The following is a 17,558-nucleotide window of genomic DNA, read 5'->3' as shown; positions in this document are numbered from 1 at the left end:
TGTGTAATTGGGAAATTCATATAAATTTGTAGGACATTAATTAATTAATCAATCTATTAATAACTATTTATTATGAACAAATCAGAATTAATCGATGCAATCGCTGCAGACGCAGGTATCACAAAAGCAGCTGCTAAATTAGCTTTAGAATCTTTCTTGAAAAACGTAGAAGGAACTTTGAAAAAAGGTGGAAGAGTATCTTTAGTAGGTTTCGGATCTTGGTCAGTATCTAAAAGAGCTGCTAGAGAAGGAAGAAACCCTCAAACTGGAAAAACTATCAAAATTGCTGCTAAAAACGTAGTAAAATTCAAAGCAGGAGCTGAATTAGAAGGTTCTGTAAACAAAAAATAGTTTTAGACTAAACAATATTAGCCCCGATTAATCGGGGCTTTTTTTTTACTTTTCAACGATTTTCCGTGGATTTATTTTGGGCAGATTTATTTTTTTTGTTAAATTTAATTCTAAACTTCTGAGAAGGACTGTTAAATATTAACCTAAAACCTGCAACAGATGATTTCATTAAAGCCAAAAAAAGGGAATTTGCTCATCGCAGAACCTTCAATTATAGGAGACATTTCTTTCAACAGATCTGTCGTTTTACTTGCCGACCACAACAATGAAGGATCCGTAGGTTTCATCATGAACAAACCTTTACGTTACACCATACACGATTTAATTCCGGAAATCAACGCCAATTTTAAAATATACAACGGCGGACCGGTTGAACAGGATAATTTATACTTCATTCACAACATTCCGGAGCTCATTCCGAACAGTATTGAAATCTCAAGCGGTATTTATTGGGGCGGCGATTTCGAATACACCAAAGACTTAATCAACAAAGGACTCATCAAAAAGAATAATATTCGTTTCTTCTTGGGGTACACTGGATGGGATTCGCATCAATTAGAAGACGAACTGGAAGAAAACTCATGGATTGTTACCAAAAACAGTTATTCCAATAAAATTATCGGAAAGTCAGCAACTCATTTCTGGAAAGAAAAAATTATGGAACAAGGTGGTGATTACCTCATCTGGTCAAATGCGCCAGAAAATCCGATGTTAAACTAAGCGAAGTTGCACATTTAATTTAACCAATAGACTTTTTGAAAATTCTATACCGTAGCTTTTTTTACGGTATTGGGTTATCGGTTGGATACCCTGAATAACATTTGTCAAAAATAACTCGTCTGCTTTTTGCAAATCGAATGGTGAAATGGATTCTTCCACTACTTCCAGATTTTCAATTTTTCGGGCAATTGCCAAAATCTGTTTTCGCATGATTCCGTTCAGACAACCATCTGAAATTGGCGGCGTAACCAACTTATTTCCCATCAACATGAACAAATTGCTCTGCAATCCTTCCACTACATTCTTCTCATCGTTTAGTAACAAACAATTTTGATAGCCGTTTTCATCCGCAAAAACACTTCCGGTTATCTGAACCATTTTATTGTTGGTTTTGATTGTCGACAACAATTGTTTGGTTACGTAAAAATCTTTAAAAAGCTCAACCTCATAGGCTTCTTCAGAGATATGATACAAAGCATTTTCAAGTTCAGACGCGGTTACTACAAAATCAATGTGATTGGTTTTAGGTAGATAAAATCCTCCTGATTGGCGAAAAACCGTAAAACGAACTCTAATCGAAGATGTATTTTGTACAGTTGAAGTAATTTTCAGAATCTGCTCTTCAATGAATTCCATGGTGAAGTTCATCGGGATTTCCATTCGTACGATTCGCATCGAAGCCATTAATCTGAAATAATGATCTTCCAAAAATAAAACTTTACCGTCTAACACCTTAAGCGTTTCAAAAACAGCATCTCCAAATAAAAAACCTCTGTTTTCGTGCAATGCAATCGGTAAATTCTCAACCAACGAACCGTTATAATTAATCATAAAAAAAGCCCTGAAAAAATTCAGGGCAAATATAACCTTTATAAATTTAAATTAAACAGATCCGATAACATGTTTTAAGTCTGAAATCTGGTTCTCCCAAAGCTGTTTTGCTTCCGGTAAATCGTTTTCTTCAGCAAAATCTACTACCATTAAAGAAACGTCTTTAGTGATTTCGTCTTCTAATATTCGTAATTCAAAATAATATTCGGCATCTTTATTTTCTTCATCAACCCAGCGAAATTTTACTTTCTCTCCAGATTTTTTTGAAGCCAGACGTGCTCTTTCTTCAGAATCATTCCAAACAAATGTAAAAAACTCTCCACGAGAATTTACATTATCAGCAAACCATTCTTGCAATCCCGAAGGTGTAGATATATATTGATATAGTAGTTGAGGCGACGACATGATGGGGAATTCTAACTCGTATCTAACTTTACCTTCCATATTTTTAATTAAATTTTTCGAAATATATAGTAATTACCGTAATAAAAAAAGAAAATGACCAAAAAATGAAAAAAAATAATTTTTCAGAAAATATGTTTGGAAGCTATAAATTAAGTTTTATATTTGCACCCGCATTCAGCAAGGATGTGAGACCAACAAAAATGGCGAGGTAGCTCAGTTGGTTAGAGCGCAGGATTCATAACCCTGAGGTCACGGGTTCAACTCCCGTCTTCGCTACAAAAAGTAAACCCTAACTAATCAAATAGTTAGGGTTTTTTATTTTTAGATATCTCAACATTTCAAATCACACAATTCATTAAAATTCATTAACTGCAATTATTGCACTAAAATGCCCTCACACCAATAGACTTTTATTTACAGCAATTATTTACAACAATTTTAATTTACAGATGTAGCCTTGATTTAATTTCCAAAAGTTAAATACAAAACGCATCACTATTTAAATTGGAATAAAAACAAATGACTTGTTAAATAATTATTAAAAAAGATTTTTTATCGAATTGAGTGTAATCAAAATAAGACAATAATTTGTCGATTTTATCAAGCCCTTATTTTAAAATTCATCGTTTTACATCAAAAAAAAGACATTTTTATAACGATTTAATGAGTTGTATTTTTAATTATAACAACTCTTTTCTTACTGTTTCATTTTCGCTTCAAAACCTCTTTTTAAAACCTGTAAATAACACCTTATAAAACATCATCTTTTTGTTAAATAATATTCAATAAATTATCAATTTATTTAATTTTTTAACAAAAAGAGTTATTACGCATTTTTTAAACAAAACATCTATTTATAACACATAATCTATTATTTATGTTATTTTAACGATTTATTATTCACGCATAGTTTTTGTTAAAATTTTATTAATTACATTTACCATAGCTCTAACTCAAATACCTCAGAATTATGGAAAGAAAAACTACTCTAGTAATTCGCAACTTTATCGTAATCTTATTTTTAAACCTACTAAGTTGCTTTCAGGCAAATTCCCAAACATTAATCACCTATCAGGGTTTTGATTCAAAACCAGAGGACGTATGGGGATACACCAACACTCTTAACACCGGATCGATTGTTACAAACAACTCCGTATCTGTTTCTACTCCAAATTCATTACGTTTTGGAGGGTCGAACAATTCAGGATCTGGCGCATCCAACAATGATCCTTATACCACATTTAACAACGTTAATATAAGCGGTTATACAAATGTGGTCTTAAACTTGTCCATTTCATCTAACGGAACTCCCGATGACAGCGATGATTTGTATCTGGACATCTCATATAATAATGGTGTAAGTTACCCTACATCAATAAAATTAATTGACGGGAAAAACAATACCGCGCCAGACAATTTAGCATATACACACCCTGCTTCGCCTGGAAACACAGTTGGCTCTCCCTATTCTTTTAATATTCCTAACGGCAATACTCAGGTTCGTGTAAGAGTTCGTTTTGATGAACTTGACAACCAAAGCAACACTAGTGATAATTACTTTATTGACAACATTAGTCTTTATGGAGCTCCACTTGGAAATCACATTACAATAACAGGCGCCAACAATAACCCGGTACCGCACAATTCATTAGCAACCACTACTAATGGCACTGATTTTGGAACAACACAAATCATAACCGATCCTGTTATCAGAACATTCACTATCAGAAACATTGGTTCGAATGTAATCAACTTAACAGGAGCCCCCCTGGTTAACATCAGCGGTAGTGCAGATTTTGTAGTAATTACCAACCCTACTACACCAATTGCTTCTTTAAACACAACAACTTTTGATATACGCTTTATTCCAAGTTCAATCGGTATAAAAACAGCCACGGTTTCCATAGCGAGTAATGATAGTGACGAAAATCCATATATTTTTCAAATCAGAGGTGAAGGAATTCAAACCTTCTATGATAGTGATGGAGATGGAATTCTAGACAATGTTGATATCGATGATGACAACGACGGGATTAAAGATGATGTTGAAGAAAACAACTGTAGTGCTGCAAATGGTCCGAAAGTTAATTACAAGTTCTTAAACGAAACTTTTGGTACTGGAGGAAGAACAACAATCAACACTACTTACAATGCAATCACAACATATTGTTATGAAGACGGGTCCGGAGGTGTTGACACTCCTGAATGCCCTAATTTAAGCACAACTGATCTTAATGATGGAAAATACACTGTAGGATCTTCGGCACAAATCGCTTCTTGGGCAGCTTCATATTGGTATACAGGACCAGATCATACCACTGGCGACAACAACGGAAGAATGGCTTTATTCAATGCGTCTTATGACCCAGGAATTTTCTATACTGCAACTATATCAGGTGCTTTACCAAACATCCCAATTACTTACAGTTTTTGGGTAATCAACTTAGACAGAAGTAATGCTCCTGGAATAGCAACCCGATTAAGACCGGATGTTCGAGTGGAGTTTCGTGATATGAGTGATAATTTATTAACTGCAATAAACACAGGAGATATCACTCCAACTAACGCTGGAAATCCAAACGGGGATTGGTACAATTTTACAGCTAATTTAAACCTTAATGTAACAGCTTTTAAAGTAATTTTCATCAACAACGAAACTGGTGGAACCGGGAATGACTTAGCACTTGACGATATAGTAATTTCACAAACTCTTTGTGACCTAGACAGTGATGGTGTTGCAGATGTATTTGACTTAGACGCAGACAACGACGGTATCGAAGATATTATTGAAGTAGGTCTTGGAAATTTAAGCAACGGTAAAGGCCGTATGGATGTAGCTTGGGCTGATGGGAATGCTAACGGGCTTCATGATAGCGCTGAAGCACTAATTCCTGTAGATTCTGATGGTGATGGAGCCCCTAACTATATGGATTTGGATAGTGACAATGACACCCTTTTCGACGTTGACGAATCATGGGCAGGCAATATTCATGCTCCGGCAGGTTATGAAAATGGTGATGGCGACATAACAGGTGATGGTGTAGGCGATGGTCCGGAATCAGAAACTTTCAGAAATAAAGACACCAACGGAGACGGTACCACAGAAGGTTTCGGTGATGGTATCTTAGACATTTACGATTATGGAATTAACAGCTATGGAAACCTTGATCAGGGAACAAACGTTGCACCATTTTTAAACTATGTTTTAGACTCTGACGGAGACAACATTCCAAATTATTTAGATGTAATGTCTAACGGCACTAATTACGACATTTCTTTAGGTCTTTATGCTTCTTTAGACACAAACAACAATGGTATTATTGATGGAAATGCCGATGCAGACCACGATGGAATTTTAGATGCTTTTGATACCAATATAACACGATTTGGTTCACCAAGAAATTTAGAACGTAAATTGTACATTGAATTTGACGGAAGAAACGATTATGCAGCAGACATCAGTGTAATCGGAACTTGGCCAAACGCATCAATCATGGCATGGGTAAACCTTAACAGTACTTTTAATGCTGAAGGAATGGTTTTCGGGCAACATAATCTTAGAGTTGGTGTTGACGCACAGAAACGTTTCATGGTCGTTCATAATGGAACAGTAACTAAATACAACACTCCGTTAAACACTTCACAATGGATTCATTTAGCAGCAATATATGACAGTGCTAATGGCTTAATAAAACAGTACATTAATGGTGCTTTAGTAAATTCTGTTGCTGTTTCAGGAAGTTTATCTGCTACAACTACCTTGTTAACCATAGGGAAAAACTCAGTTACAAATGATCGTTATTTTAAAGGAAGAATTGACGAAGCACGTTTGTTTAATATCGCTTTAACTGATGCTCAATTACAAAAAATGGTGTATCAGGAAATCCGAAACTTTGGCGGTCAGGTTCGTGGTGAAATCATCCCTAAAGATGTACCTTCATTACCTTGGGCGAATTTAATCCGTTACTACAGACTGGACAATTACAAAGACGATGTTATTGACAATCATTCTACTGCAGCTATTGATGTAACTCCAGGCGCAAGAATTTACAATGTAAAAACCATCAAAGTTCAGGAAGCGCCTATGCCTTTCCTTACAGAACAAATCGGAAATTTTGCGACAGCATCTAATTCTGTTTCTAAACAAATTAGAGGTTTAGATGTTGATGATTACGATTGGTCAATCATCCATGTAAGACACAATATTACAGCTAATGCCAACAATATTGATTTAGGTATGCTAGTAGACCCAGGAGTGACTATTACAATGAACAACGACACTAAACTACACAATGATTGGTACTTAAAATTAGACGGTAAAATTGATTTGGTAGGTCGTTCTCAATTATTACAAACTACTGACAGTGATTTAGATGTAACCAGTACCGGTACTTTAGAAAGAGATCAGCAAGGAACTGGAAATCTATACAACTACAACTATTGGTCATCACCAGTAAGTACAGTTGCCAGTATTACAAATAACAACACAGGGTTTACAATTGCTAATGTTTTAAGAGATGGAACAAATCCTGCTTCTCCACAACCAATCACTTGGATTGGAGGCTACGATGGAGCTGCAAACCCAATGAGATTAGCTAGATTCTGGTTGTATAAATTCACCAATCTAAGTGATTCATATGCAAATTGGCAACAAATCAACGAGAATTCTACATTGCAAACCGCTCAGGCTTACACAATGAAAGGTAGTGGCATCGCAACACCACCGGCTGTTAATACTCAAAATTATGTTTTTGCTGGAAAACCAAATAACGGTCTGATTAACCATGCCGGAATTCAGGTTGGACCTAACAACCAAAACTTAATTGGAAATCCATATCCGTCAGCAATTGACGCAAATTCTTTTATCACAGACAATTTAACTGGAACAACAGGAACATTATATTTCTGGGAGCACTATCCATCAAACTCCTCACACAATTTAGCTGAGTATCAAGGTGGATATGCAGCAAGAAATTTAGTAGGCGGAACAATCCCTGTTTCTCCAGCAGAAGTTAGCGGATTAGGATCCAGTTCAAGAATTCCTGGCAGATACATTCCGGTAGGACAAGGATTTTTCATCAAAGGAAATGCAACAGGCGGACAGGTAACTTACCAAAACAGTCAAAGAAGATTCATCAAAGAAAACAACGTTGATTCTAATGTTATGTTCAGAAGCAATTCGAATGCAAACAATTCAGCAAACGAAAGCAATAATGACGATACAAGCGAAAGCGATTTGTTCAAAAAAATTCGTTTGGGTTACAATACAGCTTCTGGCTTACACCGTCAATTGTTAATTGGTTTTATGAATGAATATGCAGACGACAGCTATAACTTAGGATACGATGGTGAAATTCTTGATGTTCAGAACAATGATGCTTATTTTCAATTAGCAGATAAAAAACTTCAGATTCAAGGAGTAGGACATTTTAACGTTATGGCAATTTATCCGATAACTGTAAAAGCAAATGTAACCGGTAAAGTAGAATTCCTAATTGACGGATTGGAAAACTTCGATGGTACTCAGCAAATTTTCATTTATGATAATCTGAATAACCGTTACCATAACATCAGAAACGGAAAATATAAAGCAAAAATCACTGCTGGAGAAACTACTAATCGCTTTTCGCTTCGTTTCACAAATCATTATGCTCAAGCCAATGATACAGATGCTAAAGTAGAAGAAACTACAAATGCTTTTTACAACAGTGAAAATCAAACCGTGACTGTTTCAAATCTTGACAACGCCACTAAAATTATTGAAGTAACCTTATTTACTGTTCAGGGTCAAAAAGTAAAAACAATCACTAACTACTCTGATAATAACGTAATAATCGAAAAAGGAAATCTTGCTTCCGGAGTTTATATTGTGCAGATCAAAACATCAGATTCCAAAATACAGAGCAACAAAATATTGATTCAATAATTCAAAAAGCCCTTTTAAAAGGGCTTTTTTAGTTTTATACCGAATGAAAAAATACCTTTGCATTCTAATTTATCGGTATGAAAGCAATTATTTCTTTTCTGTTTATCATTTTCACGTCTTCCCTATTTGGGCAGCTTAAGACCATGGTTGGCGAAACCGATTATCCGTTTTGGATTCAGGTTCCTGAAAATGAAAAAACTGAAAAACAACCCGTTTTAATTTTTCTGCACGGCAAAAGTTTATCCGGTACAGATTTAAACCGCGTGAAACGTTATGGCGTTTTAAGAGCTATGGAGCGAGGGCGCAAAATACCCGGAATCGTTGTTGCTCCTCAATTGGCATCGGGCTCATGGAATCCTGACAAAGTGTTACAGCTCCTGGAATATGTCCAAAAAAATTACAATACGGATTTATCCCGCGTTTACGTTTGCGGTATGAGTTTGGGCTCGTACGGCACTTTACATTTCGCAGGAAAACACGCTGATAAAATTACTGCAGCTGTTGCAATATGCGGCGGTGGAAATGTATCCGATGGTTGTAAATTGGCCACGCTCCCACTCTGGATTCAACATGGCGATAAAGATTTTATAGTACGGTTATCCGAATCCAAAAAAGTGGTTGATGCTATAAAAAAATGTAAACCCGATGCCGATGTTACTTTCACGATTATTCCAGGCGGAAATCATAGCAACGTAGAACGATTATTTCATGAAGATGCCATGTACGATTGGCTTTTCAAACAAATAAAGCAATAAAAAAAGCTGTCAGTTACGACAGCTTTTCTATTTAATTCAGAATTTCTTTCAATTCTTCTAAACTCACTTTTTTCTGTTCTCCGGAAGCTAAATCTTTCAAAGCAAATTGGTTGTTGGCAATTTCGTCGCCACCCACAATTACCGCATAAGGAATGCCTCGTCTATCAGCGTGTTGGAATTGTTTTCCGATTTTGGCATTATCCGGATACATTTCTACTTTGACACCTGCTTTCCGTAATTCCGAAATCGCTTTCATGCAGTATAAGGCTTCAGCATCACCAAAATTTAAAAATAACGCTTTTGAAGTTGAAGTTACCGTTTCAGGGAAAAGATTCAATTCTTCTAAAACCAAATAAATTCGGTCTAATCCGAATGAAATTCCAACGCCGCTCATGTTTTTCAACCCGAAGATTCCGGTCAAATCATCGTAACGTCCACCACCACCGATAGAACCCATTGCTACCGTTTTTGGTGCCGCCACTTCGAAAATCGCTCCGGTATAATAGTTTAAGCCGCGAGCTAAGGTTACATCTAAATCTAAAATCGATTTATCTAAACCTAAAGCAGCAATGTTATCGCAAATGAATTTCAACTCTTCAACGCCTTTCAAACCTTCCTCTGATGCAGAAAGCAAAGCAGACAATTTTTCAATTTTCTCTGAAATTGTTCCCGTAAAGTTGAACAATGGCTGTACTTTTTCCAAAGCGGCTTCCGAAATACCTTTTTCAAGCATTTCTTTCTTTACGCCGTCTTCGCCAATTTTATCTAACTTATCTAAAGCAACCGTAAAATCGATTAATTTATCCGATGCGCCGATAACTTCAGCAATTCCGGAAAGGATTTTCCTGTTGTTGATTTTAATTGTCGTTCCTTCTAAACCTAAAGTCGAAAAAACACTATCATACAACTGAACCAATTCTACTTCCTGCCATAACGAATTGGAACCAACCACATCGGCATCACACTGATAAAATTCTCTGAAACGCCCTTTCTGTGGACGATCCGCACGCCAAACTGGTTGAATTTGGTATCTTTTGAACGGAAATTCAATTTCGTTTTGGTGCTGCACCACATAACGCGCAAACGGAACGGTTAAATCGTAGCGAAGCGCTTTTTCAGAGATTTGAGTTGTTAATTTCAAACTGTTTTTTTCAGTCAAAAATGTCTCATTTACTTTTGCCAAATAATCTCCTGAATTCAAAATCTTAAAAATCAAGCGGTCGCCTTCTTCACCGTATTTCCCCATTAAGGTTTCTGAATTTTCAAATGTCGGCGTTTCAATTGGCTGATACCCGAATTTTTCAAAATTAGATTTGATGATAGAAAAAATATAGTTGCGCTTTGCCACTTCTTGTGGTGAAAAATCACGAGTTCCTTTTGGAATGCTTGGTTTTTGAGCCATTTTAATTTTCGATTTGTTGATTGGGTTATTCGGTAACTTACCAAACAAACCAATAGTTTTTCTTCTAGCCCCGATTGCAGCAACTACCTTGTAGTGCGGAAAGCGGGAACTGCGTATCCTGATAAAAACCTGAAGTTTCGCTCCAAATACTTTGCAAATATCTTACTTTTTCAAGAATTTCGTAAATCTGTTGCAGGAAACTTGTAACAAAACGCCTAATTTAGTGACAAATTGCTATCATGGGAAAAGCCGGACTATTTAGAGAAAACACCAAAATTGCAATCGATTCCATCAGAACGAATTTATTGCGTACCATTTTAACCATTCTAATCATCGCTATCGGAATCACGGCTTTGGTGGGAATCTTGACTTTAGTTTCTGCTTTGGAGAACACCATTATGAAGGATTTTGCTTCGATGGGCGCCAACACGTTTTCCATTAGTCAGTATGATTTTTCGGCACAGATGCGTCAGGGTGATGGCGAGCAGAAAATCAATCCGATTATCAATTATCCGCAGGTTAAAGAATTTAAAGACAAATACGATTATCCGTTTACATCGACTTCGATTTCGTTTACCGCAACTTCTACAGCGGAAATTAAATATGAATCCGACAAAACCGACCCGAAAGTTTCCGTGGTTGGTGTAGATGAAGTTTTCCTGCCTAACAAAGGATTGGAAGTTACGAAAGGTCGAAATTTCACCGGTTTCGATGTCGAAAACAATAATTTCGTTTGTGTTTTAGGTTCGGATGTGGACAAGGATTTGTTCAAAGATGGAAATCCGCTGGACAAAACGATTTCAATTCGCGGCGCGAAGTTTAAAGTAATTGGTGTGTTGAAAGAAAAAGGCTCAACCTTTGGCAGCAGTCAGGATTTTAGGGTTTTGATTCCGATTCAGATTGCTCGTTCGTTGTTTTCGGCACCTAACATCAACTACGATTTGAGCATCATGATTGCCAATAAAGATTTGATGAATCAGGCTGTGGATAACGCTACCATTACCATGCGAAGAGTCCGAAAACTCAATCCGGTGGAAGAAAATAATTTTGGTGTAGAACGCAGCGATGAGTTAATCAACACCTTATTATCCAATACCGAAGTTTTAGGAATTAGCGCTTGGGTAATTGGAATTATTACCGTTTTCGGTTCCTCTATTGCTCTAATGAACATCATGTTGGTTTCCGTAACAGAGCGTACGCGTGAAATTGGCGTTCGAAAATCGCTTGGTGCAAAACGTACCACTATCGCTTGGCAATTTTTCACCGAAACCTTAGTGATTGGACAATTAGGCGGTTTGGTTGGAATTATCCTCGGCGTTTTAATCGGATTTGGATTGTCGGCTGCTATTGGATTTAGCTTCTCTATTCCTTGGATGGCGATTTTTGCGGCTGTGATTACATCTTTGGTAGTCGCCTTATTTTCAGGTTTGTATCCGGCGATTAAAGCATCGAAATTGGATCCGGTGGAAGCTTTGCGTTACGAATAATTAGAGTTTTCTTCCGAATAGCATTCGGTCGTTGCCGTAAATATCTTTTCGCAATTCAATCTGTCGAAAATTATTTTTTTGAAGTAATTCCACCATATCATTTCCCAAATACTGATTGATTTCGAAGTACAATTGTCCGTTTGTTGGAAGATTATTTGCAGCCAATTCTGTTATTTTACGGTAAAAAAGTAACGCGTCGTGATCTTCTACAAATAATGCTAAATGTGGCTCAAAATCCAAAACATTCTTTTCAATTTCCTCTTTTTCAAGGTTCCGAACATAAGGCGGATTGGAAACAATAATGTCGAACGATTGCAACAAATCTTCGGTTTCTAAAATGCTTTGGTGAAGAAATTCAATTGTCACTTCGTTGCGTTTGGCATTTTTTCGGGCAATTTCTAAAGCTTTTTCGGAAACATCCATCGCATAGACTTTTGCATTCGGAAGGTTTTTGGCTAACGAAATGGCAATACAACCGGATCCAGTTCCCACATCAAGAATCTTTAAATCTTTAAATTTTTCAATCTTTAAATTTTCGGTAATTATCCAATCAACTAATTCTTCCGTTTCCGGTCTTGGAATCAAGGTGTTCTCGTTCACATAAAATGGCAAGCCGTAAAATTCCGTTTCGCCTAAAATGTACTGAATTGGTTTTTGCTTTTTCAATTGATCCAGAACCGTTTCCCATTGTAACAACTGCATGCCGTCGAGTTCAAAATCGTGCTGAAGCACCAAATCGACACGTTTCATGTCGTGAAAAGCTTCCAAAAGAATATAAAAAAAACTATCGATTTCCTGTTCATCATAAACCGATTGAAGTTCCTGTTGAAAATTGAATTTATACTCTTTTAAAAGCATCGTTAAAACAAATTAGTTGGCAAAAATAAGAATTACAAGTCTTTTAGCATCCAAACCGGACAAGCGGAATGACCAGTAAAACCCATCGGCTTGTCCAAATAGGTAAATCCGGATTTCTGATACAATTGCTGAGCGGCAGTCATGTACGGCATGGTTTCCAAATAACATTGCTGAAAACCAATTTCTTTAGCTTTTTGTAGACAAAGTTCCATCATCTTTGCTCCTAATCCCAAACCGCGCGTTTCAGACAGGAAATACATTTTCTGCAACTCACAAACTTCTGAAGAACCATTAGCCAAAGGCGCAATTCCGGCACCGCCAATAATTTTCCCGTCTTTTTCCACTACAAAATAAGTCGATTTTGGTTCGGAATAGGTCTCAAACATGCAATCCAACTGCGGATCGGCATAAGCAGTTCCCACTTTCGGCACACCAAACTCCTCCAAAACACTTCGAATTACGGCAGCAACGGCTCTATCATCCGCTTTTTGTATTTCTCTTAGAATCACTTCGCTCATTGTTCAGAAATAACTTAATTTTGCACTGTGAAGATACATCAAAAATACATGAACCGCTGCATTGAACTGGCTAAAAATGGCTTGGGAACTACTTACCCGAACCCTTTGGTTGGCAGCGTAATTGTATATGATGGAAAAATCATCGGTGAAGGTTGGCACAAAAAAGCTGGTGAAGCACATGCCGAAGTAAATGCCATCAATTCCGTTGAAGACCAATCTTTACTTTCCAAAGCTACCATTTACGTGAGTTTGGAACCGTGTAGCCATTTCGGAAAAACACCACCTTGCTCGGATTTAATCATCAAGCATAAGATTCCTAATGTAGTTATCGGAACAATTGACCCGTTTGCGAAAGTCGCCGGGAACGGTATCAAAAAACTGATGGAAGCCGGTATCAACGTAACAGTAGGCATTTTGGAAGACGAATGCAACGAACTGAACAAACGCTTTTTTACCTTTCATCAACAGAAAAGACCTTACATTATTTTAAAGTGGGCCGAATCCGCGGATGGATTCATTGCTCCGAAAACAAAATCGGAACAAAAACCAGTTTGGATAACCAATTCTTATTCCCGACAACTGGTGCACAAATGGCGAAGTGAAGAACAGGCGATTTTAGTCGGAACGCAAACCGTTTTAGACGACAATCCTAAATTAGACACGCGCGACTGGCAAGGCAACAATCCCATTCGCGTTATTTTAGATCGGAGCGAAAAAATTTCAGACGATTATCAGGTGAAAGACAATTCCGTAAAAACGATTATTCTTACCGAAAATCGAAATTCTGAAAATATCGGATTGATTTTTTTTGAAAATTGTAACTTTGCTAATTCGCTGGCACACACAATTACAACTGTATTGTACAAACATGAAATTCAATCTGTAATTATCGAAGGCGGCAAACAAACACTTCAAACCTTTATTGATGCCAATTTATGGGATGAAGCCAGAATATTTAAAGGAAACCCGCTTTTTTCCGAAGGCACGCTTTCGCCTAAACTGCAGGGTAACTTAATACATAAAGAAATGATTCTTGATGACACGTTATTAATTTTCAAGAACTTATGATTGACACTATTATTTTTGATTTCGGAAATGTTTTCATCAATCTGAGCCAGGAAGCTCCGTTTGATCACATGCGTAAAATAGGCTTGGTTTGCTGGAATGAAGATCTAGACATGCTGAACAAACGATACGAAAAAGGAAAGATTGACGAAATCGATTTTTTTAAAGGATTTCAGCGCTACATCCCGGATCGGGAATTGGATGAAATCCGTGCGGCCTGGAATTCCATTTTATTGGATTTTCCGTTATACCGTTTGGAATTCTTGCAGCGTTTATCGAATAAATACCGTTTGTTTTTACTCAGCAACACCGACAAAACTCACATTGACCGATTCGAACACAATGTAGGCATGACCTTCAGTCGTGAGTTTTATCAATGTTTCGAAAAAGTATACTTCTCTTATGAAATCGGTTTGAGAAAGCCTGATCCTGAGATTTTTAACTACATCATTAACCGTCATAATCTGAATCCGAAGCAAACTTTATTTGTGGACGATAACCGACACAATACCGAAGTCGCTGCAAATTTAGGACTACAAGTCTGGAATTTAGAAGTAGGCAAAGAAGATGTTGTGGATTTGTTGGACAAAAACTGGTAAGATTCTCTTGGAACTGGATTCGTATAAAACATTAGCTTCCCCATCGGAAGAAGTACTCTATAAAGAAAAAAACAGCAAGTTTTTCGGTTATGCCTATCCGGTTACCTCGGAAGAAGAAATCAAAACCATTTTAGACGATTTAAGAAAGCAACATTTCTCGGCCAGACATTGGTGCTACGCCTTTCAATTAGGTACAGAAAAAATCCAATATCGTGCCAATGACGATGGCGAACCGAACAATTCTGCTGGCATGCCCATCTACGGACAAATTCAATCCTTTGAAGTTACCAATGTATTAGTTGTGGTTGTTCGTTATTTTGGCGGCGTAAAATTGGGCGTTGGCGGTTTGATTACAGCTTACAAAACCGCAGCACAGATGGCTTTGGAGATTTCAGACATCATCGAGAAAACCATCAACATTCATTATCTGATTCGTTTCGATTACAAAAACATGAATAAAGTGATGCGGGTCATCAAAGAAAAAAACCTGGATATCATTGCTCAAAAAATGGAAATGAGTTGCGAAATCGAAATCGCGACCCGAAAAAAAAATGCCGAAATGATTTTCGACACTTTTTCTAATTTGTATGAGGTGGAGATTCTAGTTAAAGAATAATTTTATACCAATGCACTTAACTTTTCTGTAATGTATTCGGGTGGTAAAATTGGACGTCCGGTTTTCATATCCACAAACACTAAAATTGAGTTCCCAATTGTTAATAACTCACCCTTTTCGTTAAGGATTTCATAGTCAAATTCTATCTTAACAGAGGTCTGACTTTTAAAGATGGTTCGCACCGTCAGCAAATCATCGTATCGAGCCGGTTTTTTATAATTCATGGAAAGCGAAACTACCGGAAGCATGACACCGTTTTCTTCCATCCATTTATAGGAAACCCCCAGATTTCTTAGCCATTCCACGCGTCCCATCTCAAAATACTGGGCATAATTTCCGTGATAAACCACTCCCATCTGGTCTGTTTCCGCGTAACGAACCCGCACCTGAAACTCGTAATTTTTCATATTAATTTTATGTTAATTTATTCTAAATAATTATTTAAAAACCCCTACAATTTTTTTTTATAAAAATCAATATCAAAATGATTTTTTTTTGAAAAAATTTGTCCACATATTTGTCTTCCCGAATCATGTTAAAGTAACCTCAAAAAACTTTTGTAGGATATTTAATAATCTAAATTTATGCTTGAATATATGAACAAAACTGCACAATCGGTATGGGATAACTGTCTTCTATTTATAAAAGACAATATTCAGGATCAGGCCTACAAGACCTGGTTCGAGCCGATAAAAGCAGTTGAGCTTACTGACAACACGCTGTATATTCAGGTACCAAGTAAATTCTTTTACGAATGGCTGGAAGAACATTACGTTAAATTACTTAAAGTAGCACTTACCAAAGAACTGGGACAAGGCGCAAAGTTACTTTATAAAATCAAAATGGAGAACAAACTTGGCAACAAACTTCCGTTTACGGAACAGTTACCAAGTAACAATCATGCTGCGGTAAAACCACAGGAAGTTGATGCTCCGATTCAGAACAAAAATCCGGAGTTGAAAAATCCGTTTGTGATTCCAGGAATCCGTAATGTTAAAATTGAATCTCAATTAAACTCGAATTACAATTTCGACAATTTCTTAGAAGGTGAATCCAACCGTTTAGCGCGTTCAGCCGGTATGGCAGTTGCGAATAAACCAGGAGGAACTTCTTTCAATCCGTTATTGTTTTTTGGTGGTGTAGGTTTAGGAAAAACCCACTTAGCACACGCTATTGGGGTTGACATTAAAGAAAAGCATCCTGAAAAAACGGTTCTTTATATTTCTGCCGAAGTGTTTACACAACAATACACCGATTCGGTTAAGAAAAACACAAGAAACGATTTCATCCATTTTTACCAATTAATTGATGTATTGATTATTGATGATGTGCAATTCCTTTCCGGAAAAGCAGGAACACAAGACGTTTTCTTCCACATCTTTAATTACTTACACCAAAACGGAAAACAGGTTATTTTAACTTCCGACAAAGCACCGGTAGACATGCAGGATATCGAACAGCGTTTGCTTTCCCGTTTCAAATGGGGATTATCTGCTGAAATTCAGCAACCGGATTACGAAACCCGTGTGGCAATTTTGAAAAACATTTTGTTCCGTGATGGTGTGGAAATGCCGGAAGATATTATCGAATACGTTGCTAAAAACATCAAAACCAACATTCGCGAACTGGAAGGTGCTATTATTTCCTTAATTGCCCAATCGTCGTTCAACCGTCGCGAAGTTACCATAGAACTTGCTAAGCAGGTTGTTGAGAAGTTCGTTAAAAATGTAAAACGCGAAGTTTCAATCGATTACATTCAGAAAATCGTTTCGGATTATTTCCAATTGGATATTGAAACGCTTCAGTCGAAAACTAGAAAACGCGATGTGGTTCAGGCGCGTCAGTTAGCGATGTTCTTTGCTAAGAAATTTACAAAATCATCTTTAGCAACCATTGGCTCACAAATTGGAGATCGTGACCACGCCACAGTGCTTCACGCTTGTAAAACTGTTGACAATTTAGTTTCGACTGACAAACAATTCAAAAAATACGTGGAAGACATCCACAAAAAGTTATCATTATAAA

15 protein-coding genes and 1 tRNA gene are annotated in these 17,558 nt (G+C 36.9%); 10 read left to right on the top strand and 6 right to left on the bottom strand.

The features are described 5' to 3' along the window. Positions 1 to 72 precede the first annotated feature (72 nt). Both RUH60_RS01860 and RUH60_RS01855 read left to right on the top strand, forming a co-directional pair. Positions 73 to 351 (top strand): HU family DNA-binding protein, encoded by a 279-nt coding sequence (locus RUH60_RS01860; RefSeq protein ID WP_026979330.1) that lies wholly within the window; start codon positions 73 to 75, stop codon positions 349 to 351. A 159-nt stretch (positions 352 to 510) separates the two neighbouring features. Further along, the gene (locus RUH60_RS01855; protein WP_313804555.1) at positions 511 to 1,071 is read left to right on the top strand and encodes a YqgE/AlgH family protein; all 561 of its coding nucleotides are present in this window, start codon (positions 511 to 513) and stop codon (positions 1,069 to 1,071) included. On the opposite strand, the gene RUH60_RS01850 is transcribed toward RUH60_RS01855, so the two are convergent. Together RUH60_RS01850 and RUH60_RS01845 are read right to left on the bottom strand one after the other, a co-directional pair. Continuing rightward, complete coding sequence (locus RUH60_RS01850; RefSeq protein WP_313804552.1) at positions 1,063 to 1,902, bottom strand: aminotransferase class IV; 840 nt, start codon at positions 1,900 to 1,902, stop codon at positions 1,063 to 1,065. The two genes, RUH60_RS01855 and RUH60_RS01850, sit on opposite strands and share 9 nt — an antisense overlap. 51 nt (positions 1,903 to 1,953) lie before the next feature. After that, positions 1,954 to 2,346, bottom strand: coding sequence for an START-like domain-containing protein (locus RUH60_RS01845; protein WP_313804549.1), 393 nt, complete (start codon positions 2,344 to 2,346; stop codon positions 1,954 to 1,956). 163 nt (positions 2,347 to 2,509) lie between these two features. Between RUH60_RS01845 and RUH60_RS01840 the strand changes: the two genes are divergently transcribed. The 3 genes from RUH60_RS01840 (at position 2,510) to RUH60_RS01830 (ending at position 8,988) form a co-directional block, all read left to right on the top strand. Further along, positions 2,510 to 2,583, top strand: a tRNA-Met gene (locus tag RUH60_RS01840). A 694-nt stretch (positions 2,584 to 3,277) separates the two neighbouring features. Then, on the top strand, positions 3,278 to 8,233 hold the full coding sequence (locus tag RUH60_RS01835; protein ID WP_313804546.1) for a LamG-like jellyroll fold domain-containing protein: 4,956 nt from the start codon (positions 3,278 to 3,280) through the stop codon (positions 8,231 to 8,233). 77 nt (positions 8,234 to 8,310) lie between these two features. Then, positions 8,311 to 8,988: a dienelactone hydrolase family protein gene (locus RUH60_RS01830; RefSeq protein ID WP_313804543.1), complete on the top strand. Its 678-nt coding sequence runs from the start codon at positions 8,311 to 8,313 to the stop codon at positions 8,986 to 8,988. 31 nt (positions 8,989 to 9,019) lie between these two features. Here RUH60_RS01830 and hisS read toward each other — a convergent pair whose 3' ends face one another. Then, positions 9,020 to 10,390 carry a histidine--tRNA ligase gene (gene hisS, locus RUH60_RS01825; RefSeq protein WP_313804541.1) on the bottom strand — a complete coding sequence of 457 codons (1,371 nt, stop codon included), beginning with the start codon at positions 10,388 to 10,390 and terminating at the stop codon, positions 9,020 to 9,022. A 239-nt stretch (positions 10,391 to 10,629) separates the two neighbouring features. Between hisS and RUH60_RS01820 the strand changes: the two genes are divergently transcribed. Continuing rightward, positions 10,630 to 11,877 (top strand): ABC transporter permease, encoded by a 1,248-nt coding sequence (locus RUH60_RS01820; RefSeq protein WP_313804538.1) that lies wholly within the window; start codon positions 10,630 to 10,632, stop codon positions 11,875 to 11,877. On the opposite strand, the gene prmC is transcribed toward RUH60_RS01820, so the two are convergent. Beyond that, entirely contained in the window at positions 11,878 to 12,735 is an 858-nt protein-coding gene (gene prmC, locus RUH60_RS01815; protein ID WP_313804535.1) for a peptide chain release factor N(5)-glutamine methyltransferase, read from the bottom strand. A gap of 32 nt (positions 12,736 to 12,767) precedes the next feature. Continuing rightward, complete coding sequence (locus tag RUH60_RS01810; RefSeq protein ID WP_313804533.1) at positions 12,768 to 13,253, bottom strand: GNAT family N-acetyltransferase; 486 nt, start codon at positions 13,251 to 13,253, stop codon at positions 12,768 to 12,770. A gap of 27 nt (positions 13,254 to 13,280) precedes the next feature. Between RUH60_RS01810 and ribD the strand changes: the two genes are divergently transcribed. Genes ribD through RUH60_RS01795 form a run of 3 tightly spaced genes read left to right on the top strand, consistent with a single transcriptional unit; the run spans position 13,281 to position 15,533 of the window. Further along, a complete protein-coding gene (gene ribD / locus RUH60_RS01805) occupies positions 13,281 to 14,321 on the top strand; it encodes a bifunctional diaminohydroxyphosphoribosylaminopyrimidine deaminase/5-amino-6-(5-phosphoribosylamino)uracil reductase RibD (RefSeq protein WP_313804531.1) in 1,041 nt (346 codons plus the stop codon). Further along, a complete protein-coding gene (locus tag RUH60_RS01800) occupies positions 14,318 to 14,917 on the top strand; it encodes an HAD family phosphatase (RefSeq protein ID WP_313804528.1) in 600 nt (199 codons plus the stop codon). The genes ribD and RUH60_RS01800 overlap by 4 nt, the downstream gene beginning before the upstream one ends. Next, positions 14,886 to 15,533: an IMPACT family protein gene (locus RUH60_RS01795; protein WP_409559644.1), complete on the top strand. Its 648-nt coding sequence runs from the start codon at positions 14,886 to 14,888 to the stop codon at positions 15,531 to 15,533. The genes RUH60_RS01800 and RUH60_RS01795 overlap by 32 nt, the downstream gene beginning before the upstream one ends. 2 nt (positions 15,534 to 15,535) lie before the next feature. Here RUH60_RS01795 and RUH60_RS01790 read toward each other — a convergent pair whose 3' ends face one another. Then, positions 15,536 to 15,940, bottom strand: a complete 405-nt coding sequence (locus tag RUH60_RS01790) for a thioesterase family protein (protein WP_313804525.1) — start codon at positions 15,938 to 15,940, stop codon at positions 15,536 to 15,538. A gap of 189 nt (positions 15,941 to 16,129) precedes the next feature. Here RUH60_RS01790 and dnaA point away from each other — a divergent pair, with 189 nt between their 5' ends. Beyond that, positions 16,130 to 17,557 carry a chromosomal replication initiator protein DnaA gene (dnaA, locus tag RUH60_RS01785; RefSeq protein ID WP_313804522.1) on the top strand — a complete coding sequence of 476 codons (1,428 nt, stop codon included), beginning with the start codon at positions 16,130 to 16,132 and terminating at the stop codon, positions 17,555 to 17,557. The last annotated feature ends 1 nt before the right edge of the window (position 17,558 follow it).

The organism is Flavobacterium sp., assembly GCF_032153895.1.
Taxonomy (GTDB): Bacteria; Bacteroidota; Bacteroidia; order Flavobacteriales; family Flavobacteriaceae; genus Flavobacterium.
This window is presented reverse-complemented; position numbering and strand designations above follow the sequence as displayed.